General features: G+C 61.2%; 17 protein-coding genes. 10 read left to right on the top strand and 7 right to left on the bottom strand.

What is annotated here, in order from left to right; genetic code table 11:
- Positions 1-77 precede the first annotated feature (77 nt).
- Both ACZ25R_RS09970 and gltX read left to right on the top strand, forming a co-directional pair.
- Positions 78-1,892 carry an ABC transporter ATP-binding protein gene (locus ACZ25R_RS09970; RefSeq protein ID WP_472460875.1) on the top strand — a complete coding sequence of 605 codons (1,815 nt, stop codon included), beginning with the start codon at positions 78-80 and terminating at the stop codon, positions 1,890-1,892.
- 216 nt (positions 1,893-2,108) lie between these two features.
- Positions 2,109-3,482: a glutamate--tRNA ligase gene (gene gltX, locus ACZ25R_RS09975; protein ID WP_472460876.1), complete on the top strand. Its 1,374-nt coding sequence runs from the start codon at positions 2,109-2,111 to the stop codon at positions 3,480-3,482.
- On the opposite strand, the gene ACZ25R_RS09980 is transcribed toward gltX, so the two are convergent.
- Positions 3,400-4,416 (bottom strand): DUF2865 domain-containing protein, encoded by a 1,017-nt coding sequence (locus ACZ25R_RS09980; protein WP_472460877.1) that lies wholly within the window; start codon positions 4,414-4,416, stop codon positions 3,400-3,402. The genes gltX and ACZ25R_RS09980 overlap by 83 nt on opposite strands.
- Positions 4,417-4,508: 92 nt before the next feature.
- Positions 4,509-6,806, bottom strand: coding sequence for an NADP-dependent malic enzyme (locus tag ACZ25R_RS09985; RefSeq protein ID WP_472460878.1), 2,298 nt, complete (start codon positions 6,804-6,806; stop codon positions 4,509-4,511).
- Between the two features lie 227 nt (positions 6,807-7,033).
- On the opposite strand from ACZ25R_RS09985, the gene ACZ25R_RS09990 reads away from it, so the two are divergent.
- Together ACZ25R_RS09990 and ACZ25R_RS09995 are read left to right on the top strand one after the other, a co-directional pair.
- Positions 7,034-7,855 carry a UDP-2,3-diacylglucosamine diphosphatase gene (locus tag ACZ25R_RS09990; protein WP_223612928.1) on the top strand — a complete coding sequence of 274 codons (822 nt, stop codon included), beginning with the start codon at positions 7,034-7,036 and terminating at the stop codon, positions 7,853-7,855.
- A 27-nt stretch (positions 7,856-7,882) separates the two neighbouring features.
- The gene (locus tag ACZ25R_RS09995) at positions 7,883-8,941 is read left to right on the top strand and encodes a glycosyltransferase family 4 protein (RefSeq protein WP_472462469.1); all 1,059 of its coding nucleotides are present in this window, start codon (positions 7,883-7,885) and stop codon (positions 8,939-8,941) included.
- 17 nt (positions 8,942-8,958) lie between these two features.
- Here ACZ25R_RS09995 and ACZ25R_RS10000 read toward each other — a convergent pair whose 3' ends face one another.
- Complete coding sequence (locus tag ACZ25R_RS10000) at positions 8,959-9,699, bottom strand: RDD family protein (RefSeq protein ID WP_472460879.1); 741 nt, start codon at positions 9,697-9,699, stop codon at positions 8,959-8,961.
- Positions 9,700-9,976: 277 nt separating this feature from the next.
- Between ACZ25R_RS10000 and ACZ25R_RS10005 the strand changes: the two genes are divergently transcribed.
- Positions 9,977-11,179 (top strand): MFS transporter, encoded by a 1,203-nt coding sequence (locus tag ACZ25R_RS10005; RefSeq protein WP_463012216.1) that lies wholly within the window; start codon positions 9,977-9,979, stop codon positions 11,177-11,179.
- On the opposite strand, the gene dgcA is transcribed toward ACZ25R_RS10005, so the two are convergent.
- The gene (gene dgcA / locus ACZ25R_RS10010; RefSeq protein ID WP_472460880.1) at positions 11,176-12,159 is read right to left on the bottom strand and encodes an N-acetyl-D-Glu racemase DgcA; all 984 of its coding nucleotides are present in this window, start codon (positions 12,157-12,159) and stop codon (positions 11,176-11,178) included. The genes ACZ25R_RS10005 and dgcA overlap by 4 nt on opposite strands.
- 188 nt (positions 12,160-12,347) lie before the next feature.
- On the opposite strand from dgcA, the gene ACZ25R_RS10015 reads away from it, so the two are divergent.
- The 3 genes from ACZ25R_RS10015 to ACZ25R_RS10025 all read left to right on the top strand — a co-directional run bounded on the left by ACZ25R_RS10015 (position 12,348) and on the right by ACZ25R_RS10025 (position 14,883).
- Positions 12,348-13,220, top strand: coding sequence for an ABC transporter ATP-binding protein (locus tag ACZ25R_RS10015; protein WP_288192495.1), 873 nt, complete (start codon positions 12,348-12,350; stop codon positions 13,218-13,220).
- A gap of 12 nt (positions 13,221-13,232) precedes the next feature.
- On the top strand, positions 13,233-14,225 hold the full coding sequence (locus ACZ25R_RS10020; RefSeq protein ID WP_105732406.1) for an MlaD family protein: 993 nt from the start codon (positions 13,233-13,235) through the stop codon (positions 14,223-14,225).
- A 103-nt stretch (positions 14,226-14,328) separates the two neighbouring features.
- Positions 14,329-14,883 carry an ABC-type transport auxiliary lipoprotein family protein gene (locus ACZ25R_RS10025; RefSeq protein ID WP_472462470.1) on the top strand — a complete coding sequence of 185 codons (555 nt, stop codon included), beginning with the start codon at positions 14,329-14,331 and terminating at the stop codon, positions 14,881-14,883.
- A 9-nt stretch (positions 14,884-14,892) separates the two neighbouring features.
- Here ACZ25R_RS10025 and ACZ25R_RS10030 read toward each other — a convergent pair whose 3' ends face one another.
- On the bottom strand, positions 14,893-15,318 hold the full coding sequence (locus ACZ25R_RS10030) for a rhodanese-like domain-containing protein (RefSeq protein WP_464661012.1): 426 nt from the start codon (positions 15,316-15,318) through the stop codon (positions 14,893-14,895).
- An 85-nt stretch (positions 15,319-15,403) separates the two neighbouring features.
- Here ACZ25R_RS10030 and ftrA point away from each other — a divergent pair, with 85 nt between their 5' ends.
- Positions 15,404-16,405 carry a transcriptional regulator FtrA gene (gene ftrA, locus ACZ25R_RS10035; protein ID WP_472462471.1) on the top strand — a complete coding sequence of 334 codons (1,002 nt, stop codon included), beginning with the start codon at positions 15,404-15,406 and terminating at the stop codon, positions 16,403-16,405.
- A 163-nt stretch (positions 16,406-16,568) separates the two neighbouring features.
- Here the strand turns inward: ftrA and ACZ25R_RS10040 are convergent, their stop codons facing one another.
- Positions 16,569-18,101 (bottom strand): FAD-dependent monooxygenase, encoded by a 1,533-nt coding sequence (locus ACZ25R_RS10040; protein ID WP_472460881.1) that lies wholly within the window; start codon positions 18,099-18,101, stop codon positions 16,569-16,571.
- A 320-nt stretch (positions 18,102-18,421) separates the two neighbouring features.
- Positions 18,422-23,650 carry an apolipoprotein A-IV repeat region-like domain-containing protein gene (locus ACZ25R_RS10045; RefSeq protein ID WP_472460882.1) on the bottom strand — a complete coding sequence of 1,743 codons (5,229 nt, stop codon included), beginning with the start codon at positions 23,648-23,650 and terminating at the stop codon, positions 18,422-18,424.
- 301 nt (positions 23,651-23,951) lie between these two features.
- On the opposite strand from ACZ25R_RS10045, the gene ACZ25R_RS10050 reads away from it, so the two are divergent.
- Entirely contained in the window at positions 23,952-24,326 is a 375-nt protein-coding gene (locus tag ACZ25R_RS10050) for an Hpt domain-containing protein (RefSeq protein ID WP_223612938.1), read from the top strand.
- The last annotated feature ends 60 nt before the right edge of the window (positions 24,327-24,386 follow it).

The raw sequence follows: 24,386 nt of genomic DNA on the forward strand, positions 1-24,386 counted from the left end.
TCCCTCGTTCTGTTGCGCGGCATTCTCGTCTGAAATTCATATTTGAGGCCGGTGCGTTTTGGCACCGGACGATCGTCATGGCATTTTTACGTAACGCCTTGCGCGGCGGAGCCTTCCGCAGCGTTCTCGGATTCACCTGGATTCACTGGCAGAAGCAGCCGGTGCGTCTGGCTATCATTCTTGGTGCAGTGCTGCTCTCGACACTGGCCGACGTGCTGACGCCGCTCTATTCGGGGCGGCTGGTCGACGCGGTGGTCAACGGCGCGGCAACGGATGCCATCGCCTGGGATGCGGCGATGGCTGCGTTCTGGACCCTGATGGCCCTGTCGCTCGGCGCTATCATCCTGCGGCACGTCACCTTCATGACGATCGTCAAGCTGACGCTGAAAATGATGTCGGAGATTGCTTCCGGCGCCTTTTTCCGTGTCCAGCGTTTCTCGACGGACTGGCATGCGAACAGCTTTGCCGGCTCGACGGTGCGCAAGATCACGCGCGGCATGTGGGCGCTTGACCTGCTGAACGATACGCTGCTGGTGGCCCTGTTTCCGTCCATGGTCATGCTTGTCGGCTCGACCGTGCTGATGGCCTGGTACTGGCCCATGATGGGCGTCATCATCGGCCTGGGATCCCTCGTGTTCGTCGGCGTGACGGTGGCGATGTCGCTCGGCTATGTCGCGCCGATGGCGAGCCTTGCCAATCGCTGGGATACCAAGCTCGGCGGTTCGCTGGCCGATGCGGTCAGCTGCAACATGGTGGTGAAGGGTTTCGGCGCGGAAAAGCGCGAGGACGCACGACTGCTGAAAGTTCTTGCCAAGTGGCAGGACCGGACGCGGCGCACGTGGATCCGCGGTACCCGCAACGGCACGACGCAGGGCTCGCTGCTGCTCATCCTGCGGGCATCGGTCATCGGCTTTGCCCTGTGGCTGTGGTCCAGGGGGCAGGCGAGTGCGGGTGACATCACCTTCGTGCTGACGTCGTTCTTCATCCTGCAGGGGTACCTGCGGGAAGTCGGCATGCACATCCGCAATTTGCAGCGTTCGATCAACGATATGGAAGAGCTTGTTGACATCCAGAGTCAGCCGCTCGGCATTGATGACCGGCCCGGTGCCAAGCCGATCCAGATCACCAATGGCAAGATCGTGTTCGACAATGTGACGTTCCACTATGGGGCGCACCGGGCACCGCTCTATGACCGGTTCTCGGTGGCGATCCGGGCGGGTGAGCGCGTCGGCCTTGTCGGCCACTCCGGTTCGGGCAAGACGACGTTCGTCAAGCTGATCCAGCGCCTGCACGACGTGAAGGCGGGGCACATCCTGATCGACGGTCAGGATATTTCCACCGTCACCCAGGCATCGCTGCGCCAGCAGATTGCCATCGTGCAGCAGGAGCCCATCCTGTTCCACCGGACGCTGGCCGAGAACATCGCCTATGCGCGGCCGACAGCCACGCAGGGCGAGGTCGAGGAAGCGGCCCGGCAGGCCAGCGCGCATGACTTCATCATGGCCCTGCCGAAGGGCTATGGCACGCTGGTGGGTGAACGCGGTGTGAAGCTGTCCGGCGGCGAGCGTCAGCGCGTCGCCATTGCCCGGGCTTTCCTCGCGGATGCGCCGGTTCTGATCCTGGACGAGGCAACGTCGAGCCTCGATTCGGAATCGGAAGTGCTGATCCAGCAGGCCATGGAACGGCTGATGCTGGGCCGGACGACCCTGGTGATCGCGCACCGGCTGTCGACGGTGCGGGCCCTCGACCGGCTGCTGGTCTTCGACCATGGCCGGATCGCGGAAGAGGGCAACCACGAAGCCCTGATCCGCCTGAACGGCGGCATCTACCGCAGCCTGTTCGAACGGCAGGCGCTGGAACTGACCAAGGGTCTTGTTCTCAATGACGGCTAGAATGCCGGCGTGATCATTGTGCGTGGTTCGACAGGCTCACCATGAGGGAGGCTGGAGATTTGCAGGGAGCGGAGGTTTTGTGACTTTCGTCAATTGCCTTGCAACCCTTCCGTCTCCCTCATCCTGAGCTTGTCGAAGGACGCATGACGGTCTTGCAACGTACCTCCTCATGGTCCGCATATTGATCTTCACGCGTCGTTCCGATATGCCCGACGCATGACCATCACCGTCCGTTTTGCACCATCTCCGACCGGCTATATCCACATCGGCAACACGCGCACAGCCCTGTTCAACTGGCTGTTCGCGCTGAAACACAATGGCCAACTGATCCTGCGCTTCGATGACACCGACGTGGAGCGCTCGAAGACCGAATATGCCGAAGCGACCGCCGCTGATATTGATTGGCTTGGCATCAAGCCGGTGCGGGTCGAATACCAGTCGAAACGCTTTGCCTTCTACGATGCCGCCGTTGAAAAGCTGAAAGCCGCCGGCGTGCTTTATCCCTGCTACGAGACCCCGGAAGAGCTCGAACGCAAGCGCAAGCTGCGGCTCGCGCGCCGCCTGCCGCCGGTCTATGGCCGCGATGCGCTGAAACTGACGGCAGGGGATCGCGCCAAGCTCGAAGCCGAGGGTCATCGCCCGCACTGGCGTTTCCTGCTGCCGAACTTCAAGGACGATCCGTTCGCGCCCGCGCGCACGATTGTCCACTGGGATGATATCGTGCGCGGCGAAGAGACCGTCGATCTCGCTTCGCTTTCCGATCCGGTGCTGGTGCGCGAAGACGGCACCTATCTCTACACGCTGACCTCCGTGGTCGACGATATCGACATGGGCATCACGCACATCATCCGCGGCGATGATCACGTCACCAACAGCGGCGTGCAGATTTCCATTTTCGAAGCGCTGGGTGCGAAGGCGCCGGCGCTTGGCCATCACAACCTGCTGACGACGGTGTCGGGCGAGGGCTTGTCCAAGCGCACCGGCGCCCTGTCCGTCGGCAGCCTGCGCCGCGACGGTTATGAGCCGATGGCCGTGGTCAGCCTCGCCGTGCTGACGGGAACGTCGGAGAATGTGGTCGCCATGCCTGACATGGCATCGCTCGCCGCAATCTTCGATCCGAAGGCAACATCGAAATCATCCTCGAAATTCGATCCGGCGGAACTCGATACGCTGAACCGCACGCTGATCCACGCCATGCCGTTCGACGTGGCTGAAGAACGCCTGCGCGACATGGGGATCACCGGCGACAAGGCCGAAGCCTTCTGGCTTGCCGTGCGCGGCAATCTCACGCGCGTGGCCGATGCGGCGCTGTGGTGGAAGATCGTTCAGGACGGTCCCGTCAGTGACGAAGTCCTTGCTGAAGAGGACCGCGATTTCGTAGCGGCGGCTTTTGACGTGTTGCCGCAGGAGCCGTGGAGCCGCGAGACCTGGAAGCAGTGGACGGAAGCGGTGAAGGTTCAGAGCGGACGCAAGGGCAAGCCGTTGTTCATGCCCCTGCGCATTGCCCTTACCGGGTTGGCTTCTGGTCCGGAGCTCGCAGATTTACTGCCCCTTCTTGGTCGGGAAGGAACGTTGGCCCGACGACCCTGACCTTGCGGTTGGGATCGATCGGCTTGTCTGGCGACAGCGGTTTCGGTTGTTCCGCTTCGACTTTCGGCACGGCGGGTGTCCCCAGCTGAATAATCGATGACGGTTTTTTCTCCGGCTCTACCACAGGCGCAGCCGGTTCGGGGTTTTTCGCCGGCTCTGCCGATGGCAATGGCTCGGCCTTGACAGGCTCGACAGGTTTGATCGGTTCCGCCGGTTTGAGTGCTGGCTGTGTTTGTGCTGGCGCCGGTTTCGTCGCGGGTGCAGTCGCCGCCGGTTGCCGGGCTATTTCCTTGGGATTTCCAAGCGTGGTGTAATTGCCCGCCGTGCGCTGGCAGGAACATTGCGGCGTGCCATTGGCGCCGACTTTCCTGAATTTGAACGCGTTGGGCATATCCGTATAGGCCTGGCCGCGCAGGGAAATCATCTGATCCACGGTTTCACCGTTGGTCGAATGATAGAACAGTTTCGCGCCCGGGCATTGCGCCTGGCACTGCGCTTCGTCGCGGTGGAAATTCTCCGCGCCGGTCGCGTAGGAAATGGGGAAATAATAGCCGTCGCAGGTGCGCACGCAGAGCGTCTGATATTGTCCGCCGTAAACCGGCGCGGTGCTTTCCAGCGGCTCGTTGTCAACGGGCCGCTGGCCTCCGAGGACTTCATAGGGGCGGCGCCGGGGCTCCCCGTCGCGCGGTTCGATTTCGCGCGGCAAGACTTCGCGGTCTGGCTCATAGGATGCCGAGCAATTGTTGGCGTCCATGGCAGCTTCCACCCGGTCGCGGCGCAGGTTCAGCTCATACTCATCCGTGACGAAATCATTGTCGAGTTCGCGCAGGCGTTGTTCCATGCGGCTGCAAACGTCCGACTGGGCCGCTGCCAGCTGGGTTGACAACAGCAGCGTGCCCATGGCGAGTGCCGCGAAGTGTATGAACCGTTTCATATGGTCTAGTCCTGCAAAGTCACGCGCAGCCCACCTGGCTGACTGCGCCTGAACCATCCATGAACGTGCGGCAGCAATAAGACGGCAGCGCGCTATTCCAGGCGCTGTGACGCCTCAACCACTGCCAGAGCTGTCATGTTGACGATACCGCGCGATGTCACCGACGGCGTCAGAATATGCACAGGCTTGGCGGCGCCGAGCAGAATGGGCCCGACATGCAGTGCATCGGTGACCGTCTTGACGACGTTGAGCGTGATGTTGGCTGCGTCGAGATTGGGGAAGACCAGAAGGTTGGCTTCGCCGCTCAGGCGGGAATGCGGCAGCACACGCTCACGCAGGATTTCCGACAGGGCGGAATCGCCATGCATTTCGCCATCCTGCTCCAAATCTGGTGCCTTGGAGCGCAGGATTTCCGAAGCGGCGCGCATCTTGGCCGCACTTTCGGAATCGCGCGAACCGAAGTTGGAATGCGAAAGCAGGGCTGCCTTGGGTTCGATGCCGAAGCGGCGGATTTCGTTGGCGGCCAGAACCGTCTTTTCCGCAATCTCTTCGGCTGTCGGATCGATGCTGACATAGGTATCGGTCAGGAACAGCACGCCGCGCTGTGAAATCAGCAGGCTGAGTGCGGAAAAATTGCGGATGCCCTCAAGCTTGCCGATGATCTGGTCGACATTGCGCAGATGACGCTCGAAACGGCCTTCCAGGCCGCAGATCATGGCATCGGCTTCGCCGCGCATGATGGCCAGCGCCGCAATCACCGTGCCGCTGGCGCGGACCATGGTGCGTGCCACCTCCGGCGTGGTGCCGCGCCGGCCGGTAAGGTTCACCAAAAGGTCGACATAGTCGCGGTAGCGCGGATCGTCTTCCGGGTTGATGATGTCAAAATCAGTGCCGAGCTTGATCTTCAGGCCGTAGCGCTTGAGACGCGTCTCGATGACCTGCGGGCGGCCGATCAGCGTCGGGATCGCCGTGCCTTCCTCAAGCACCACCTGTGCCGCGCGCAGGACGCGCTCGTCTTCGCCGTCGGAATAGATCACCCGCTTCTTCTCGGCAGTCCGCGCTGCGGTGAAGATCGGCTTCATGATCAGGCCGGAGCGGAAGACAAAGCGGTTCAGCTTGTCGAGATAGACCTCGAAATCCTCGATGGGGCGGTCGGCGACGCCGGTTTCCATGGCCGCCTTGGCCACAGCTGGGGCGATGCGCAGGATCAGGCGCGGATCGAACGGCGAAGGAATGAGATAATTGGGGCCGAAGGTCGGCGTTTCGCCGGAATAGGCGCGGGCCGCCACATCCGATGGCTCCTCGCGGGCAAGTGCCGCGATGGCCTTGACCGCCGCCATCTTCATTTCCTCATTGATCGCCCGTGCGCCGCAATCCAGCGCGCCGCGGAAAATATAGGGGAAGCAGAGGACGTTGTTGACCTGGTTGGGGAAATCGGAGCGTCCGGTGCAGATCATGGCGTCGGGGCGTGCGGCACGTGCTTCCTCCGGCATGATTTCCGGATTGGGATTGGCCAGCGCCATGATCAGCGGGTTCGGCGCCATCTGCTTCAAAAGTTCCGGCTTCAGGACACCTGCGGCGGACAGGCCGAGGAACACGTCGGCACCGCCGATGACATCGGCCAGCACGCGTGCGTCAGTCTTCTGGGCATAGACGGATTTCCAGCGGTCCATCAACGTGTTGCGGCCGTCATAGACGACGCCGTCGAGATCGCAGACCCAGATGTTCTTGCGGTTGGCGCCGAGCTTGACCAGGAGGTTGAGGCAGGCGAGCGCTGCAGCACCGGCGCCGGACGCCACGATCTTGACCTTGGACAGATCCTTGCCGGCCAGCTCCATGCCGTTGAGGATGGCTGCGGCGACGATGATCGCCGTGCCGTGCTGGTCGTCATGGAACACGGGAATGTTCATCCTGGCACGGAGGATTTCCTCCACGTCAAAGCATTCCGGCGCCTTGATGTCCTCAAGGTTGATGCCGCCAAAGGTGGGTTCGAGCGCGGCAACGACATCGACGATCTTGTTGATCTCCTGCGCGTCGATCTCGATGTCGAAGACGTCGATGTCGGCGAATTTCTTGAAGAGAACCGCCTTGCCTTCCATCACCGGCTTGGAGGCGAGGGGGCCGATATTGCCAAGGCCAAGGACGGCGGTGCCATTGGAGATGACCGCTACAAGATTGGCACGGCTGGTATAATCGGCTGCTGTGGCGGGGTTTTCATGAATGGCCAGGCAGGGTGCGGCGACACCGGGGGAATAGGCAAGGGCAAGGTCGCGCTGATTTCCAAGCGGCTTCGTCGCCTGGATTTCCAGTTTACCCGGCTGAGGAAAGCGGTGGTAAAACAGGGCGCTTTCTTCGAGGTCGGACTGGTTGGGCGAATTGTCCTTGGCCATGGATAATATCCTCCGGAAATTGGCTGGTCGCAACTTGGGATTTGCGATTCAATCTTTTTAGCATGCATAAATGACACGAAGAGCCATAAATGAAGTCCATTTTGTTACAAGTGTTTATCGCAGGAAACCATAGACTTTTTAGCGGCGTCATAAGACTGTGACATGAATCAGGTTTCTGTCAGACCAGAGGTACCGATGCGTACCGGCGCTGAACGGAGATCAGCCTCATGGTTGAGCCAGAGACACGTAAGTTTCGCACGCTCTTTTTGTCCGATGTGCATCTTGGTTCCAAAGGCGCCAAGGCGACCTTCCTCCTGGACTTTCTAAAGTATCACGATGCGGATACGATCTATCTGGTCGGCGATATCGTCGATGGATGGCGTCTGCGCCGCAGCTGGCACTGGCCGCAGGAGCACAACGACATCGTGCAGAAACTCCTGCGCAAGAGCCGCAAGGGCGCGCGCATCCTCTACATCGCCGGCAACCACGATGAATTCCTGCGCGATTTCCAGGGCACGCATTTCGGCGGCATCGAGGTCATGGACCGCACGATGCACGAAACCGCTGACGGCCGCAAATTCCTCGTGATCCATGGCGACCAGTTCGACGTCGTCGTGCGCAATGCCCGCCACATCGCCTATCTCGGCGACTGGGCCTATGATGCGGCGCTGGCCATCAACACCATCATGAACAAGGTGCGGCGCATGCTCGGGCTGCGCTACTGGTCATTCTCCGCCTGGGCGAAATTCCGGGTGAAGAAGGCCGTTAACTTCATCGGTTCCTTCCAGACCGTCGTCTCCGACGAGGCCCGGCGCATCGGCGCCGACGGCGTCATCTGCGGCCATATCCACCACGCCACCATCGAAGAAATCGACGGCATCGAATACATCAACACCGGCGACTGGGTTGAAAGCTGCACAGCCATCGTCGAGCATCACGACGGCAAGATGGAACTCATCTCCTGGACGCATCTGATCGGGGAGAAGGCAGGCTTTGCGCCTGTCGTCAAACTCGAGGACAAGCGTCCCAAGGCGGCGAATGCGGCCTGAATGGCTTCTCCTGCAGAGATCGATCCGATGAAGCGGCTGGTCATCGTCTCCGATGCCTGGCATCCGCAGGTCAATGGCGTGGTGCGCACCCTGACCCAATTGCGCGAGCAGATGGAGGCGCGGGGCGTCGAGGTGACGATCATCTCGCCCGCGGACTATCCCTCGGCGCCATGTCCCACCTATCCGGAAATCCGGCTGGCACTGACCTATCCCGCGGCGGTGAAAGCCCGGATCGAGGCGTTGCAGCCCGCCTTCGTGCATATCGCCACGGAAGGCCCGCTCGGCATCATGGCGCGGCGTGCCTGCCTGAAAAACAAGTGGCGCTTCACCACCAGCTTTCATACGCGTTTTCCCGAATATCTGCGCGAGCGTCTGCCCATTCCGTTGGCCTGGACCTATGGCTTTCTGCGCCGGTTCCACAATGCTGCCGAGACCTGCCTTGTCCCGACGCAGTCCATCTACGAGGAATTGAGCGAGCGCGGCTTCGACACGTTGCGCGTGTGGACGCGCGGTGTCGACCGCGATCTGTTCCGCCCGCAGGCGGATGTCGATCTCGGCCTCGCGCATCCCGTCTTTCTCTGCGTCGGCCGCGTTGCGCCGGAAAAGAATCTTGAAGCCTTTCTGGCGCTTGATCTGCCGGGAACAAAACTTGTCGTCGGCGACGGGCCGGATATGGATGAGCTGAAGCGCAAATTCCCTGACGCCGTGTTCGCCGGCAAGAAGGAGGGCGAGGAACTCGCCCGCCACTATGCGGGTGCCGATGTGTTTGTTTTTCCCAGCCGCACCGACACGTTCGGCCTGGTGCTGCTGGAGGCGATTGCCTGCGGGCTTCCGGTCGCGGCCTATCCGGTGGCCGGCCCGAAGGATGTCATCGGTGCGACGGGCGCTGGCGTTCTGTCAACCGACCTGCAGGAGGCTGCGCTGGGCGCACTTGCCATGGGGCGCGTCGATCCCGATGCCACCCTGCAGGGATTCAGCTGGGAAGCCTGCGCCGATATATTCGAGGATATTCTCACGGCGATTGCCGGTGCCAAGCCGCAGCTCGGCCACGAAGCGAACGCGGCGCGGGCGGTGTCGGCGAGCTAGATGGTTCCTGGCTATGGCTATATCCGTACCACTGCTGTTCCCACCAGTCGGTCGTAGATCGGGTCATTTTTTTGCGAAGCTGAAATTATGATCCACAGTACCCACGCCAATTGGATTATGCTGCCAATTACAAGCCATGGTACCAGATCCGAAACGCTGGGTTCTGGCCGCATGCTTCTAACAATCAAGATTAGCCCAATCACAATGCCCGGTACGGACCCGATCCACATCGCCAAATTGCGCAACAGTGCCTTGCGAAAGGGCAATCCAGTTCTTGGTATTTCATTGCTATCGACAGCGCGAATTTTTACAGCACGTTTTCCAAGGGTAGCGCCGTGCCAATATTCCATCAAAACGAGGTACACCAATAGGATTAATATTGCTGGACCATCTGCAGGGAATCCGGAACGCGGAACTCCATCTGGGCCGAGCCCATAGGCACGAAATTCTGTCGTCGTTACAGCGCCGTCCTTTGTGCTTTTGCTGGCAAGAAGCCACCGGGACATGTCAAAGCCAAGTAGTCCACGGTGGCAATCGGCAAACGAGTTGAAATCTGCTGGCGGTGGAGGATCAAGTTTGAAGCCCTCCGGCAGTGCTGATACTTCATAACAACTTGTGGTGGTGAAACCAAACGTTCCCTGAACAGCACCGTTCGTTTGTGCGAAGAGGACTATCACTATTATCTGCAACGGGATCAATATAATGATGGCGTCCAGCAAAAGTGCGCCGAAACGACGCCAGAAACCGGCGCGATTCATGAGAGAGTCATAATAGACAGGCACCATTTTCGATCTTGCCCCCGCTTGATCAGACTGAGGCGATCTTGATGGGGTTGATGACGAAGTACAACTTGGGTTTTAAAATAAGCTGTGGACTGTTGTTGTTAGCGCGTCAGCTTATTGTGGTTTGTCTCGGAAACAATTTGATGCGAAAAAACCTTCAGCGTTTCTAGGCAGTTGGGCCAAATCATGGTATTTCGGAATACGGCTATTCATATATTCGTGCGCCGTTCCTCGATCCTCCGAAAGTTCCTCCATGACAGCCGCCACTGCGGACACTTTTCACGACAAGCCATCTCGGTTCGAGTTTCGGCTGGCTCTGGCTTATTTCGCGATTTTCATCTCAAGCGGCCTGCATCTGCCCTATTTTCCCCTGTGGCTGGAATTCCGTTCGCTGTCGCCGACGGAAATATCGATCGTCCTGTCCATGCCGCTGTTCGTGCGCGTCATCGCCGCGCCGCTGGTTTCCATTCTGGCTGATCAATCCAGCGACCGTGCGCATATCCTGACCATTGCCACCATTCTGGCGGTGATCGTCGCGGCCTTCTACTTTCTGCCGTTCAATTTCTTCGGCATTCTGGTTGTGTCGCTGGTGCTTGCCGCACCGTGGACATCGCAGGTTCCGCTGGCCGATACGATTGCGCTTTCGGGCGTGCGCCGCTACGGGGCGGATTTTGCCAGGATGCGCGTCTGGGGGTCCATCGCGTTCCTGCTGGCCTCCTTTGCCGGCGGCGTGCTGATCCAGCACACGGGTGAATGGATCATCCCGACGGTGCTGCTAGGGGCGCTGGTAGCCGCATGCGGTATGAGTTTCGTGGTGCCGCGCATCGGCAAGCCGCGCCGCCTGTCGCCGCTGTCGGATATCGACATGGCGGATGCGGGCAGGGCGCTGCGCCGCCCGGCCTTCGTGACCTTCCTGATCGCCACGGGGATCACGCAGGCAAGCCACGCCTATGGCTACAGTTTTTCAGCCATCTACTGGAAGTCCATCGGCATTGAAGAGACGGTGATCGGGGCGCTCTGGTCCATCGCCGTGGTGGCCGAGGTGATCATGTTCACCTGCTTTCGCCGGGTTTTCGGACGCCTGCATCCGGCCAGGGTGCTGATGATCGGCTCAGCCGTCGCCATATTCCGCTGGACCGTCTTCCCGCTGATCGTGCCCGCCGGTCTCGGCGTGGCTGGCTTTTTCGTCGTGCAGAGCCTGCATGCCTTCTCCTTCGCCCTGTCCTTCCTCGGCATGCAGAAAATGATCGCCATGACCATTCCCGAGGAGAAGGGTGGAACGGCGCAGGGCATATCCACCTTCTTCATCGGCACGTCGCTGGCCATCGTCACCATGGTGTCCGGACCGCTCTACAGCGCCACCGGCATCTATGGCTTCTATGCCATGGTGGCGCTGGCGGCAGTCGGGCTTGTCCTGGCCAATGTTTCGCTTCGATTGGAGCAGCGCGAGCGCTAGCCCCAAAGCTCCGATTGCGGCGGCGAGACGCGGCTGCCTTCAAAGACGAGGCCGGGCTGGCGGTCTTCCCTGAGGATCAGCGGACCGTCGAGATCGACGAAGTCGGCGTCCTGCGCGACGAGGATGGCAGGCGCCATGGCCAGGGACGTGCCCACCATGCAGCCGACCATGATGCCGAACCCGAGTTCGCGCGCCCGTTTCTGCATGCGCAGGGCCTCGGTCAGCCCGCCCGTCTTGTCGAGCTTGATGTTGATGCTGTCGTAGCGGCCAAGGAGCGTATGCAGATCGTCCGTACCGTGGGCGCTCTCGTCGGCACACAGGGGGACGGGGTGGGGGATTGTCGAGAGAATGCCGTCCTTGCCAGCCGGGAGCGGCTGCTCGATGAGCACGACCCCGGCCTTTGCGGCGGCCAGCATGTGCCGGACGATGTTCCGGTCGGTCCAGCCCTCATTGGCATCGAGAATGATGCGGCTGTCGGGTGCAGCTTCCGCTACGGCCCGAATGCGATCTTCGTCATCCTCGCCGCCCACCTTGACCTTGATGACCGGACGATCGGACAGGGCACGGGCCGAGGCAGCCATGGTCTGTGCGTCGCCGAAGGAAACGGTGACGGCCGTGGTGAGGGCGTTGAGCGGCGGCAAGCCGATGATATCGGCAACGCGCCGGCCGGCCCGTTTGGCTTCGAGATCCCAGAGCGCGCAATCGACGGCATTGCGGGCCGCGCCGGCGCCGATGAGGCCGGGCAAATCCTGCCGGTTGGCCCCTGCGGCGAGCACGCTGCGCAGTTTTTCGATTTCGGCACAGACGGAATCGAGACTTTCGCCATAGCGGGCATAGGGAACGCATTCGCCGCGCCCCGTGTGCAGTCCGTCGCGCAGGGTACAAACCACCACGGCTGCTTCCGTCTTGGAACCCCGCGAGATTGTAAACGTTCCGGCAATGGGCCAGCGTTCAACGGTAATCTCCATATTAACAGTCATTATGTGCGCCTTAATTGCTACAGTGACATCAAGTCCGAGACTCGATATGTGTGGGGGATGTTGACCGATAGAGCAAACAATTCAAGTGCTTCTGCTGTCACGGGACGCCATTTCTATGCGGCATGGATGGCAACAAGGCCCGCAGAGCTTTATGTACTGATTTTCAGACCCAGGGACGCCCGAGGCGAATGAATTCGACAGACAACGGCCAGAGCAGAGAGCAGGAGCCCAGCGATATCATCCTTTCGGTCAAGGATGTCAGCGTGTCCTTCGGCCGTTCATCGGTGCTGGAGCACCTGAATCTCGACGTCTATCGCGGCGAGATACTGGGATTTGTCGGCGCATCGGGGACGGGCAAGTCCGTCCTCATGCGGACGATCCTCGGGCTCAATCAGAAACAGCACGGCAATATCAGCATTTTCGGCCATGACATCGATCATGCGACGGAACAGGAAAAACTCAGCGTCGACATGCGCATGGGTGTCCTGTTCCAGCACGGTGCGTTGTTCTCGTCGCTGACGGTTCTGGAGAACATTCAGGTGCCGATGCGCGAATATCTCGACATTCCGCACAGCCTGATGGACGAACTGGCGCGCCTCAAGATCGATCTGGTCGGATTGAAACCGGATACGGCGGAGAAATTTCCGTCGGAACTGTCCGGCGGCATGATCAAGCGTGCGGCGCTCGCCCGCGCTTTATCACTCGACCCGGACATCGTCTTTCTCGATGAGCCGACATCGGGGCTCGATCCCATCGGTGCCGCGGATTTCGATGAACTGATCGCAAATCTGCGCGATACCATGGGTTTGACGGTCTATATGGTCACGCACGATCTCGACAGCCTGTTCGCCGTTTGCGACCGAATCGCGGTATTGGGTAAGAAAAGGGTTCTTGTGGAAGGAACCATCGACGACATGCTGACGTTTGATGACCCGTGGGTTCAGGAATATTTTCATGGCAAGCGCGCGCGTCAGATCGTGCCGAACGGCAGCAGCAGGCGAAAGTCTGATCGTGTGCAAAGCGCCCGGCAATCCGGGCCGTTGCTGAAGGAACAGGGTTAGGTGGAATAATCGATGGAGACCAAAGCCAACTACGTTCTGGTCGGGATTTTCACGCTTGCGGTTTGCGTCGCGGCGTTCGTCTTCGTGTACTGGATCGCCCGTTATGGCGACCGGCAGGAAATGACGACGCTGGAAATCCGCATCGCCGGTTCGGTCACCGGCCTGGCCGAGGGCAGCCAGGTGCTGTTCAACGGCATCAAGGTCGGCACCGTGCGGCGCCTGAATATCGACAAGACCAATCCTGACGCGGTGATCGCCACCGCGGAAATTGACAGCACGACACCGATCACCCGCTCGACCCAGGCAACCCTCGGCTTTACTGGCCTGACCGGTCTGGCCTTCGTGGAGCTCAAGGGCGGCAAGGTCTATGAGCCCAATCTGCTTGAAGAAGCCGACAAGGATGGCGCCGTCGCGCGTATCGATGCCGACCCGTCGGTGGTCAACAACCTTCTGCAGAAGGCGCAGGACATTCTCGAACGCGTCAACACGGCGATGAGCTCCATCGAGAGTTTCATCACCGAAGTGAAGGGGCCGCTGGTCGATACGGTCAACAACACGAAGAAGTTCACCGATGCGCTGGCCAAGAACTCCGATGTGATCGACAAGTTCAGCCAGAGCGCCGAAGACGTGCAGTCGGTGGTGCGCGAGGCGCGTGAAATGATGACGCGCCTGAATGCCGCTTCCGCCCGGGTCGATGGCGTCCTGGCCAAGGTCGACAATCTGGTGTCCGACGGGGATGGCAGCGTTGTGGCCGAAGCGCGGAACACGCTCAAATCCTATCGTGCGGTTGCCGACAATCTGAACACCAAGCTCGGCCCGATCACGGACAACCTCAACCGCTTCTCCGGACAGGGCCTGCGCGACGTGCAGGCGCTCGTCACCGAGAGCCGCCAGTCGGTCCAGCGCATCGAGCGGGCGATCAGCGATCTTGAGAAGAATCCGCAGCGGGTGATTTTCGGCGGCAGCGGCAATGTGCCGGAGTATGACGGCCGCACGCGCCGTTGACTTTGACAAAGCTGCATCGCATGAAGGTTAATGAATCGTGAAGCTTTGCGTGACAGGGATGATACCATTGGTGAATTCAAGAACGACAATTGCCGCTCTGCTGATGGCTTTGTCCGTTTCCGCCTGCGCCGGAACCAAGAAGCTTGATACATTCGATCTGTCCGGCCCGTCGCTGTCCGACCCTTCATCCAGAAAACATGGCAGCCGCCAGATCCTGATCGCCGCGCCATCGGCCCTCAAAGCGCTTGACGGCGAGAATGTCGTTGTCCGCTCCGGACCGAACGCCATTTCGTTCCTGAAGGGCGCGCAGTGGTCCGACCGCCTGCCGAACATCGTGCAGACGCGGCTTGTGCAGGCCTTCGAGAGTTCGGGCCGCTTCGGCGGTGTCGGCCGTCCCGGCGAAGGCCTTGCCATCGATTATCAGGTGATCAGCAATATCCGCACGTTCGATATCGATGCCTCGGGCAAGGAAACGGCCGTCGTCGAAATCGCCATCAAGATCCTCAATGACAAGAACGGCACCGTGCGCGCCACCCGCGTGTTCCGCTCGACATCGCCGGTCAGCGGCCAGGGCAATGCGGCCTATGTCACCGCGCTGAACCATGCGTTTGACAGCGCCGCAGGCGATATCGTCACCTGGACGCTGTCCGTTATCTAAACCGGAAACTCAGGCGACCTTTTTCAGTTCGCCCGCTGCCGGACCGGTGGCGAAGGGGAGTTCTTCGTCGGCCCAGCCGGTGATGCCGCCGATCATGATCTTGACCGGACGTCCCAGTCTTGCGAGCTTCAGTGCCGCCTGATCGGCGCCATTGCAGTGAGGGCCGGCGCAATAGGCGACGAACAGCGTATCGTCCGGCCAGCCCGCCATCCGCTCGGCGGTGATCTCGCGATGCGGCAGATGGATGGCTCCCGGCACGTGACGGCGTTCATAGGCCGCCGGTGTTCCCACCACGTGCAGGAGGACAAAGTCCTGTTCGCCCGCCTTCAGCGATGCAGCCACATCGGCACAATCGGTCTCAAGCGCGAGACGCCGGGAAAAATGCTCGATGACAATCTGCGGTGCGGCGGCAGGGGTTTCGGTAACGTAGCTCATGGGGTTCTCCTGTGTTGCTGCCCAATTCGTAAGGCAAGCAACAAGGCACTGGTAGTTGGCAAGATTGCCATATATCGTCGATATCATGTCAAACGCATCCCTTGCCCCCCGCTTTGAGAATCCGCTGGTTGTTGCCGTTGCCTATGACGGGCTCTGCACGTTCGAGTTCGGCCTTGTCGTCGAAATGTTCGGACTGCCGCGCCCGGAAATGGGCGATGACTGGTACAAATTTGCCGTCGCCAGTATCGAGGTGGGCGAGCTGCGCGCTACGGGCGGCGTGCGCATTCTGGCCGATGGCGGGCTTGACCTGTTCGAACAGGCGGGCACCATCATCATGCCGGGCTGGCGCGGCGTCGAGCATGCAGTGCCGGACGCTTTGGCACAGGCCCTTCGGCGGGCACATGCCAATGGCGCCCGGATTCTCTCCATCTGCTCCGGCGTGTTCGTCCTGGCGGCCGCCGGTCTCCTGGCCGGTCGCAGGGCGACGACGCACTGGCGTTATGCCGATCTCCTGGCAGAGCGCTATCCGGATATCGCGGTTGAGCCCAACGTGCTTTACGTGGATGAAGGCAGCGTCCTGACCTCTGCCGGGAGCGCGGCGGGCATTGACCTCTGCCTGCATCTGATCCGCCGGGATTTTGGTACCGAGGCCGCCAACAAGGTGGCGCGCCGGCTTGTGGTGGCGCCGCACCGTGAAGGCGGGCAGGCGCAGTTCGTCGAACGGGCCGTGCCGCCCCCGCATGAGGGGATACGCCTGTCGCCGCTGCTCGAGCGGATGCGCACCGAGCTCAGGCAGGATTTTTCCATTGCAACGCTGGCCAAGGCGGCGGGCATGAGCCCGCGCACCTTCTTGCGCCGCTTCGAGGCCGCGACGGGCACGACACCGGCCAAATGGCTGCTGTCGGAACGGCTGGCCAAGGCACGGGAACTGCTCGAGCAGTCCGCGCTTTCGGTCGAGATCATCGCCGAGACCACCGGGTTCGGCACGGCTGCCACCCTGCGGCATCATTTTCGCCAGCAGCTGGCAACCACGCCCACCGCCTACCGCGAGATGTTCGGCGGAGAGAAGGCCTTGCAGACGGCGTGAGGACAACGGCAGGGAACATCGTGCGTGGTTCGACAAGCTCACCATGAGGGATGACGTGGGCTGCAGGGAGTCATGTTCTGCAACGCCTGTGACTGGCTTTGCAACCAAACCACTTTCCTCATGGTGAGCTTGTCGAACCACGCACCACGTATCGTTCACCTACCTATTCAGGCTCGTCGAACCATTGCGCCGCGATCTGCGCAAGGTCCTCCATGTCAGAGGCGTTTGCACCGGCCCAGGCGACGATGCCATCCGGGCGTATGAGCACCGCGCGCAGGCCAAGCCGGTTTCTGGCATCCCGTGCGAGATAGCCGATCCGGCCGCCCCAGCGGCGTGCCAGCGCCTGAAGCGGTGCCGTGGCGTCAAAGTCCAGGAGGAGGCCTTTCCCGCTTCCAAGATGCCCGCCAAGGAACGTCCCGTCGGCCAGCTCGAAGTCGGGCGCACTGCGGCCGACCAGCGGGTGGCTGCCCCCAAGATCGTAGCGGAGAGACACGCCCCAGACGCGTTCGGCGAAGTAGGTTGCACCATCGCGTGTGCTGATGAGATCGCGCATAATGGCTTCGAGCGCACGGGAACTGCGGCTCGGCCGCATGAGCGCAACCTGGGCGCGCGACCAGTCAAGCACCTGCGCTCCGACCGGATGCCGTTCCCTCTCATAACTGTCGAGCAGGCCGGACGGCGCGGTGCCGCGGATCGTTGATGCAAGCTTCCATCCCAGGTTCATCGCGTCGCCAAGCCCGAGATTCAATCCCTGTCCGCCGAGCGGGGAATGGATGTGTGCGGCGTCACCGGCGAGCAGCACCCGTCCGTTGCGGTAGGCGGTGGCCTGACAGGCGCGATCCGTCCACGTGGTGGCAAGCGTGAGCGCCGTCACCGTGATGCCGGTGCCGGAGACGCGGCGCAGCACCGCCTGCACGTGGTCGAGCGTGATCGGCCGGGTCCGGTGGTAAACGCCGCCGTCGAAATCGACCATCGCGATGGTTCCGGGCTTCTGGTAGGTGTACATGCCCGTCGGCGTATAGTGACGGCCGGGGGCAAGCATGTCCGGATCGGTCATCTCGACCTCAACGGAATAGCCGGTGAATTCGGGATCGGTGCCGGCGAACGTAAAACCGCCAGCCTTGCGCACGGTGCTGCGCCCGCCGTCGCAGCCGACGAGCCAGCGTCCGTGAAAGGCGGTACCGCCGGCATGAACGGTCACGCCATCATCCGACTGCTCGAAACCTTCCACGCCGAGGCCGCGCCTGATCTCGACGCCCATCGCGTCAGCCCGGGCGGCAAGAACGGATTCCACCTGCTGCATGGTGGTGGCCAGGTTGGCGGCGGCAGGGCCGGGCAGGCGATAGGGCCATTTTGAGGTGTCGATCGTGTCCTGGAAAAACTGGATGCCGGCGAAATGGCCGCCCGGGCGGCGCGGCTGTTGCACCCAATGCGCGGCAGCCGGTGTCCTATCCGATGGTTCTTTTTGCTGGGCCGAGATGTCATCCAGCAGGCCGCGGCGGTAAAAGGCTTCGACGGTGGGGGCGGAAAGGCCGCGCATGCCGAACGGCAGCCCTTTCAGGGGGGAGTGCGGGTTTTCGGCTTGCTCCAGCACCAGGACCGAGAGGCCGGCGAGGCGCAGCTCGCAGGCGAGAAACAGGCCGACAGGACCTGCACCGGCAATCACAACATCATAAATCCTGGGAAAATCGGGCATGAACTACTCCTTTGTGGTCGTTCGACCGGAGCGGTTCATCGTTCTGCGAACCACACGGACGAACAAGAAACGCTTGGACAGCGTTGGCTGTTCGTCGAGGGGAACACATGCGCGAGGCAGGGACAGAGCTTCCGTTTCCGAAAGGACTTGGGCTTACCAAACCAAGTCTGCCTTTTCCGACGCGGCATATATAGCGCCGGAGCAACCGGCCTGCAACGGGCGATGTTCCATTTGCTGCAGGCCTGTGTCCGGCGCTGATGCGCGGGCAACAAAAAACGCGGCCCCGAGGCCGCGTTTTTCAGTTCTGACAGGACACCGCCTTAGCGCAGGCGGTTACTCGCATGGGCCAGCATGGTGTAGACCTTGCCGGTATCCGACGTCAGGTAGTTCTGGGTCAGGACATTGTCGCGATCGTTGCGGGCAACGTCTTCCAGCAGGCGTTCGAAGTCGTCCATGTAGCGGTCGACGGCACGGCGAAATTCGCTGTCTGCCTGGTACTTGCGCTTGATCTCGTCAAACGTCTGCTGACCCTTCAGCGTATAGAGGCGACGGGTGAACACATTGCGCTCACCGGCGCGGTAACGCTGCCACAGTTCAACCGAAGCCTCGTGGTCGATGGCGCGCGTGATATCGACCGAAAGCGAGTTCAGAGATTCAACCACCTGACCGGGCGAACGTGCCTCGGGCGCCTTTGCCTTTGGCTCGGCCGGAGCTTCATCGCTGGATGCACGACGGAGCAGGTCGGAAACCCAGCCATTGCCCTGCTTGGGCTGTTCCGGGTTGCCGCGCACGTCGAGGCTGCCGCGCATGGCCGGAGCCGGAGCAGTGGGTGCCGCAGCAACGGCGCGTGGTGCTGCAACCGGTTCGCTGCGCTGCGGTTGCGGAGCCTGTGCAACGGCTGCTGCCGTACGGGCAGGAGCAGGGGCGCGGGCTGCCCGGGCTTCGCCGACGTCGGTCAGGCGTCCGGACTTCTGCACGATTTCCGACAGTTCCTTCAGCGCATTGATCTGCTCGGAAACAGCCTTGCGCATCTGCGCTGTCGACTGCTTGGCTTCTTCCGGCATGTCCATGACGCCGCGCTGCAGTTCGGAGCGGGTCTCTTCGAGTTCCGCACGGATGGCAGCGGAGGAGCGGCGGATTTCGTCCGTCGCATTGGCGAACTTCTGCGATGCCTGTTCGACAACTTCCGCGATCGAATTGCGGATCTGTTCGGTTGTCTGCGTGGCACGGCCTTCGGCCCGGTCGAAGGCGGAGGAGACGAGGGATTCGAACGACCGCATGGTCTTTTCGATGTGCTCGGATTTCTCCACCAGACCGGTTGCCAGATTCTGCAGGGCGGCCTGACGTTCGTCGAAGGTCGAAGCGAGGTTCGACTGCGACGAGTTGATCAGTTCCGATGCAGCACCCAGCATCTTGCCATGCTCGTCGAAACGCTTGGCGATGGAAGCAATGTCGACGAGTGTCGTGTTCGACAGCTGCGAGAGTTTGCCGATATTGCCGTCGATCAGGCGTGTCGAGGACTGGAAGGACTCGGCAGCACGCGTTGCATTTTCAGCAAAGGTGGTTGTCGTGTCGAGCAGGCGGCCGTCGATGTCGCCAAGGTTCTTGGTGGCCATGTCGATCAGCTCGCCCAGCTTCGCATTGGAAGAGGAGAGGCGGTCGATCAGGTTGCTGACGTCGTCGGTCAGGCCTGCCTTGGCTTCCTGGACTGCGGTGATGGTTTCCGCAGTGCGGCTGGCGATGGCATTGATCAGGGCCGCATTTTCCACGCGCAGGCGTTCTGTCGCCGCCGTGGTGGCTTCGACAAGCTGCGAAGCGAGCGTACGGCCATTGTCAGCAAGGCTCTCGACGAGCGGCTGCGCCGTGTTGTCGAGGATGCTGATGATTTCCTGCGAGCGGGCTGCCAGCACTTCGTTGAGTTCGCGGGTGCTTTCCGCCAGCTTGGAGGCGGTGGAATCCGTGGCCGCGGTGAAGCGGGCTTCCAGTGCTTCCAGATTGGCGGCGGCTTCCGTTGCCCGCTGACCAAGACGCTTCTCGGTTTCAGCCAGGCTTTCGTTCATGCGCTGGCTGAATGCCTCGCCGTGACCGTCGAGCGCTTCACCGGCCTTCTGTGCTTCACCGGTGAGGGTGGAAGCGGCTTCGGTGATCTTGTCGCGCAGGGTGCGGGCAACGACCGAGGCGCTCTGTTCAAGCGACTTGCGGACATTATCGACACCCATGGCAAGCGCGCTCTGCATGGTCGTCGTGCGTTCGTCGATGGTGCCGCCATGGGTTTCGAAGGCCTTGGCGAGCACTTCGGCGCTGTCGTGCAGAACGGCCTGCAGGGCAACGGTACGATCGCTGATGGCGCTGGCCTGACCGTCGAGGGTCTGGCTGAGCGTTGTATTGCCATGTTCCATCGCCGCGCGAATACCGCTGATACGGTCGTCGAGCACGCTGGCATGGGTGTTGAGTGTCTCACCAATGCGGGCATCGCTGTCGGCGAGGCTTGCCGCGATGGCCGCGGCCCGCTCGTCGATCGTACCAACATGGGCGGCAAGCGTATCGCTGATACCGGCATTGCTGTTGGCAAGCGTTGCCTGGATGGCTGCCGCGCGCTCATCGAGCGTGTTGACGTGCGAGGCAAGTGTGCTGCCGATCTTGGCGGTGCTGTTGGCAAGCGTCGACGTGATCGTCGCAGCCCGCTCGTCAATGGCGCCGACATGCGAGGCGAGCGTATCATCGATGCGTGCACTGCTGTTCGAAAGCGCTGCCGAGATTGCGGCTGCCCGTTCGTCAATCGCATTGACATGCGAGGCAAGCGTATCGCCGAACTGGGCGTTGCTGTCGTTGAGCGTTGCCCGGATTCCGGCGGCACGTTCGTCGATGGCGGTAACGTGCGAGGTGAGCACATTGCCGATCTGGGCATTGCTGCTGTCGAGAACAGAGCGGATGCCGGCAGTGCGTTCGTCGATGATCGATGCATGACCGGCCAGGGTCTGGCCGATTTGCGCATGGGTGTTTTCAAGCGCCGCCTGGATGGCCGCCGTGCGCTCATCCAATGCCGAGGCATGGGAAGAAAGCGTGTTGCCGATGCGTGTATCGCTGTTGGCGAGCGCCTGTTCGATACCGGCGGTGCGGTCCTCAATGGCGCTGGCATGCGACGCCAGAACATTGCTGATGCGCTCGTCACTGCTGGTCAGGGCGCTTTCAATGCGGCTTGTACGGCCATCAACGGATTCAATGAAGCCGCTGAGCGTGCCGTCGATGCGCGCACCGCTGTTGAGCAGGGTCGACTGGATCTCCGCGTTGCGGGCGTCAATGGCCTGCGTGTGGGCGGCCAGCGTCTCGTCAAGCTTGGCGTCGCTGCCAGCCAGAGCGAGCTGGATGTCCTGATTGCGTTCGTCCAGGCTCTTGGCGTGATGGTCAAGAGTCTGGGCAATCTTGGCGTGCGTGTCGACAAAGGCGGCGCGCATACCGGACGTGCGGTCGTCCATGATCTTGGCATGGGCTTCGAGCGTCTGGCCGATGCGGGCATCGCCAGCCAGGATCGCGGCTTCAACGCCGGCACTGCGGGCATCGATGCTGCGCGCATGTTCGTCCAGGGTCTGGCGGATCTTTTCATCCGTGTCGGAGAATGCAGCGTGCATGCCCGACGTACGGTCCTCGATGGCCTTGGCATGGGAATCGAGCGTCGCGCCGATGCGGGCATCATTGTCAGCCAGTGCTGCACGCAGACCGGAGGTGCGGTCATCGATCGATGCGGTGTGACCGTCGATGATCTGGCCGATGGCTGCCGTGCTGGTTTCGAGAACGGAACGCAGGGTCGACGTATGGTCGCCAAGCTGTCCGGCCTGATCGCGAATGATCGAGGCAGCCCGTTCTGTTTCGCCGGAAAGGGTCGCAGCGAGGGCTTCGCGGCTTTCGGCCAGCCTGTCGGCAAAGAGCGTCGTATTGGTGGATAGCAGGCTTCCAACCGATTCGGAAAGGCTCGACAGGTCGTTGCCGATCTTTGCCTTCGTCTCGTCGACGATACCGTCAATCGAAGCGCGGCCGTCAGTGAAGGTCTTGGCGATGTCGCGGGTACGTTCGATCAACTGTTCATTGATCTGGCGCGCACGGGCTTCCAGCGCGGAATTCAGGCGTTCGGTGCTGGCATCCAGCGACTGGGCGCGGGTTTCGAATTCAGCGAGCAGGGAGCGGCCGCGCTCGTTGATTGTCGTGTCGAGCCCGGCGAGACGCGTATCGAATTCGCCGACCAGGGTCTGGGTGGCGTTGCCCAGCAGCGACAGCATGCTGTTGGTGCGGCCATCCAGCGTATCGGCCAGCTTCATCGTCACCGAATCGGTCTGTTCGGACAGCGCTGCAATCCGCATTTCCAGAAGATTTGCAAAGGCTTCGCCCGAAGTGGTGATCTTGGCCGAGATGTCGTCGGAGCGTGAGCCGATCGATTCGGCAATTGTGTGCCCGCTCTGGGTCAGGCGATCGATGAGCGTATCGCCGGACTGGTTGATCGACATGGTCAGGTTGGTCGAGGCATTGAGCAGATTGTCGCGCAGCGAATCGCCAGCCAGGGACAGTTCATCCTTCAGCTGTTCATGTGCGCTGGATATCGAAGCACGAACCCGTTCGGCATGGCCGATGACCGATTCGCGTTCACCGCCAAGACGGTCGACCAGCGTGCGGATGCGGTGTTCGTTGTCCGTATAGACGCGTTCCAGCTGGTTGACCTCGGTCTGCACCAGGGTTTCCAGCTCAACGGCACGGGCGAGGGTGCGTTCGACACCTTCGCTCATCGCGGCGACTTCACGGCGAACGGCCTGGCCCAGCGAGGCCACGCGGTCGGACGAGAGCATTTCCGGCTCGGAAAGACGCATGGCGGCTTCGGCCATGGAGCGGGCGGCATACTGCATTTCCTGCGCGCGGCGCACCATCAGGGCAAAGGCCCAGAACAGCATGATCGGAACGATGATCGCGACGGCGAGGGCAATCGCATAGGGCGCAGCGGCAAAATCGGCGAAGGACCGAATCGACCACAGGGACGAGCCGTAGAGCGCCTGACCAAGCGCAAGAACGCCGGCGGCCCAGAGCACGCTGACGATTGCGGTGACCAGTCCATAGGAGCGCGGCGCCTGGTTTGAAACCGGCGAACGGGTCGTTTGGGTATTCTGCAGCAAATCGTCATTTGCCGGCTTGAATGTCTGCGGCGGCACGGCGGGCGCCTTTGGCGGCGCGGGCGGAGCAGCGGGAATCGGGTTGGCAGCCTGGATCTGCGGCTTGGGCGCCGGCAGCGGAATCGTGTTCTCCGCGGCAAGGCTTTCCTTGATTTCCACGGGCTTTACGGGTTCCGGAATGACGGGCGGATTGTGTTTTTCCGCTGCCAGTTCCTGCGCTGCCTGGGAAATCTGCGCTTCGAGATCGTTGAAAGAGATCAGATCGTCATCGACTGGCGAAAGATCCATATCCATGCCGAGTGTCGACTCATCGAAATCAATTTCTAGAGCCTTTTCAAGAGCTTCACCAAGTTCATCCTCGGCTTTCGCTGCTTTGTTCTTCGGGGCTGTGGCCATGTTTACCTCGCAATATTGGGCAGTGACCACATGTGGAGTCGACTGCGCCATACTCTTTACGCCTTAAGTCTATCGTACTGGCACATGGATTGGAAAGAAACAATGGATTCGGGAAATGCTTAAAAGTTTAAACACAAGGTTAATTTTTTTGGCCCGAACCAAATTTTGCCGGAATGCCTGAATTAACCCTTCGTTCACCACATCGGGCCAATTCGGGGGGTAGCGGCCACGCTTTAACCCAGAATATCCGGCATTTGATTAAACTTGTGCATTCATTTGAGTCTGAGTTCAGGAGAGTATCATGGCACTGCCACAACAAGCGTCAATGGCTTTTGCGCTGCCGGGCGGCGAAACGTCCAAACCATCGCGCAAACGGCCGATCGATCTTGTGCATCTTACCCGCGAGACATTCGGCAACCGGGCACTCGAGACCGAAATCCTCAGCCTGTTCTCCCGGCAGATCTCCGGAATCGTCAACCGGCTGAGCCAGGCGAACGCGGATGAACGGGTTCGTCTCGCCAAATCGCTCAAGGGTTCGGCGCGCGCCGTCGGTGCCTTTCGTGTGGCCGATCTGGCCGAATCGATTGAACAGTCGCCCGGCAACACGAAGCTGTTGAGTGAACTTCATCCAGAAATCGACGATGTGCGTGATTATATAGCGGCGATCACGCGCTAGGGCCTCAGTCCGGGGGCGGCCCCTCAGGCTGCGTCAGGGAGTGCAATTGACTTCCCTGCC

The organism is Phyllobacterium sp. RCAM01083 (assembly GCF_055685835.1).

Bases quoted from the DNA above. Each gene is read 5' to 3' on its own strand.
- ACZ25R_RS09970 (WP_472460875.1), top strand. From the start codon at position 78: ATGGCATTTTTACGTAACGCCTTGCGCGGCGGAGCCTTCCGCAGCGTT.
- gltX (WP_472460876.1), top strand. From the start codon at position 2,109: ATGACCATCACCGTCCGTTTTGCACCATCTCCGACCGGCTATATCCAC.
- ACZ25R_RS09980 (WP_472460877.1), bottom strand. From the start codon at position 4,416: ATGAAACGGTTCATACACTTCGCGGCACTCGCCATGGGCACGCTGCTG.
- ACZ25R_RS09985 (WP_472460878.1), bottom strand. From the start codon at position 6,806: ATGGCCAAGGACAATTCGCCCAACCAGTCCGACCTCGAAGAAAGCGCC.
- ACZ25R_RS09990 (WP_223612928.1), top strand. From the start codon at position 7,034: ATGGTTGAGCCAGAGACACGTAAGTTTCGCACGCTCTTTTTGTCCGAT.
- ACZ25R_RS09995 (WP_472462469.1), top strand. From the start codon at position 7,883: ATGAAGCGGCTGGTCATCGTCTCCGATGCCTGGCATCCGCAGGTCAAT.
- ACZ25R_RS10000 (WP_472460879.1), bottom strand. From the start codon at position 9,699: ATGAATCGCGCCGGTTTCTGGCGTCGTTTCGGCGCACTTTTGCTGGAC.
- ACZ25R_RS10005 (WP_463012216.1), top strand. From the start codon at position 9,977: ATGACAGCCGCCACTGCGGACACTTTTCACGACAAGCCATCTCGGTTC.
- dgcA (WP_472460880.1), bottom strand. From the start codon at position 12,159: ATGACTGTTAATATGGAGATTACCGTTGAACGCTGGCCCATTGCCGGA.
- ACZ25R_RS10015 (WP_288192495.1), top strand. From the start codon at position 12,348: ATGAATTCGACAGACAACGGCCAGAGCAGAGAGCAGGAGCCCAGCGAT.
- ACZ25R_RS10020 (WP_105732406.1), top strand. From the start codon at position 13,233: ATGGAGACCAAAGCCAACTACGTTCTGGTCGGGATTTTCACGCTTGCG.
- ACZ25R_RS10025 (WP_472462470.1), top strand. From the start codon at position 14,329: ATGGCTTTGTCCGTTTCCGCCTGCGCCGGAACCAAGAAGCTTGATACA.
- ACZ25R_RS10030 (WP_464661012.1), bottom strand. From the start codon at position 15,318: ATGAGCTACGTTACCGAAACCCCTGCCGCCGCACCGCAGATTGTCATC.
- ftrA (WP_472462471.1), top strand. From the start codon at position 15,404: ATGTCAAACGCATCCCTTGCCCCCCGCTTTGAGAATCCGCTGGTTGTT.
- ACZ25R_RS10040 (WP_472460881.1), bottom strand. From the start codon at position 18,101: ATGCCCGATTTTCCCAGGATTTATGATGTTGTGATTGCCGGTGCAGGT.
- ACZ25R_RS10045 (WP_472460882.1), bottom strand. From the start codon at position 23,650: ATGGCCACAGCCCCGAAGAACAAAGCAGCGAAAGCCGAGGATGAACTT.
- ACZ25R_RS10050 (WP_223612938.1), top strand. From the start codon at position 23,952: ATGGCACTGCCACAACAAGCGTCAATGGCTTTTGCGCTGCCGGGCGGC.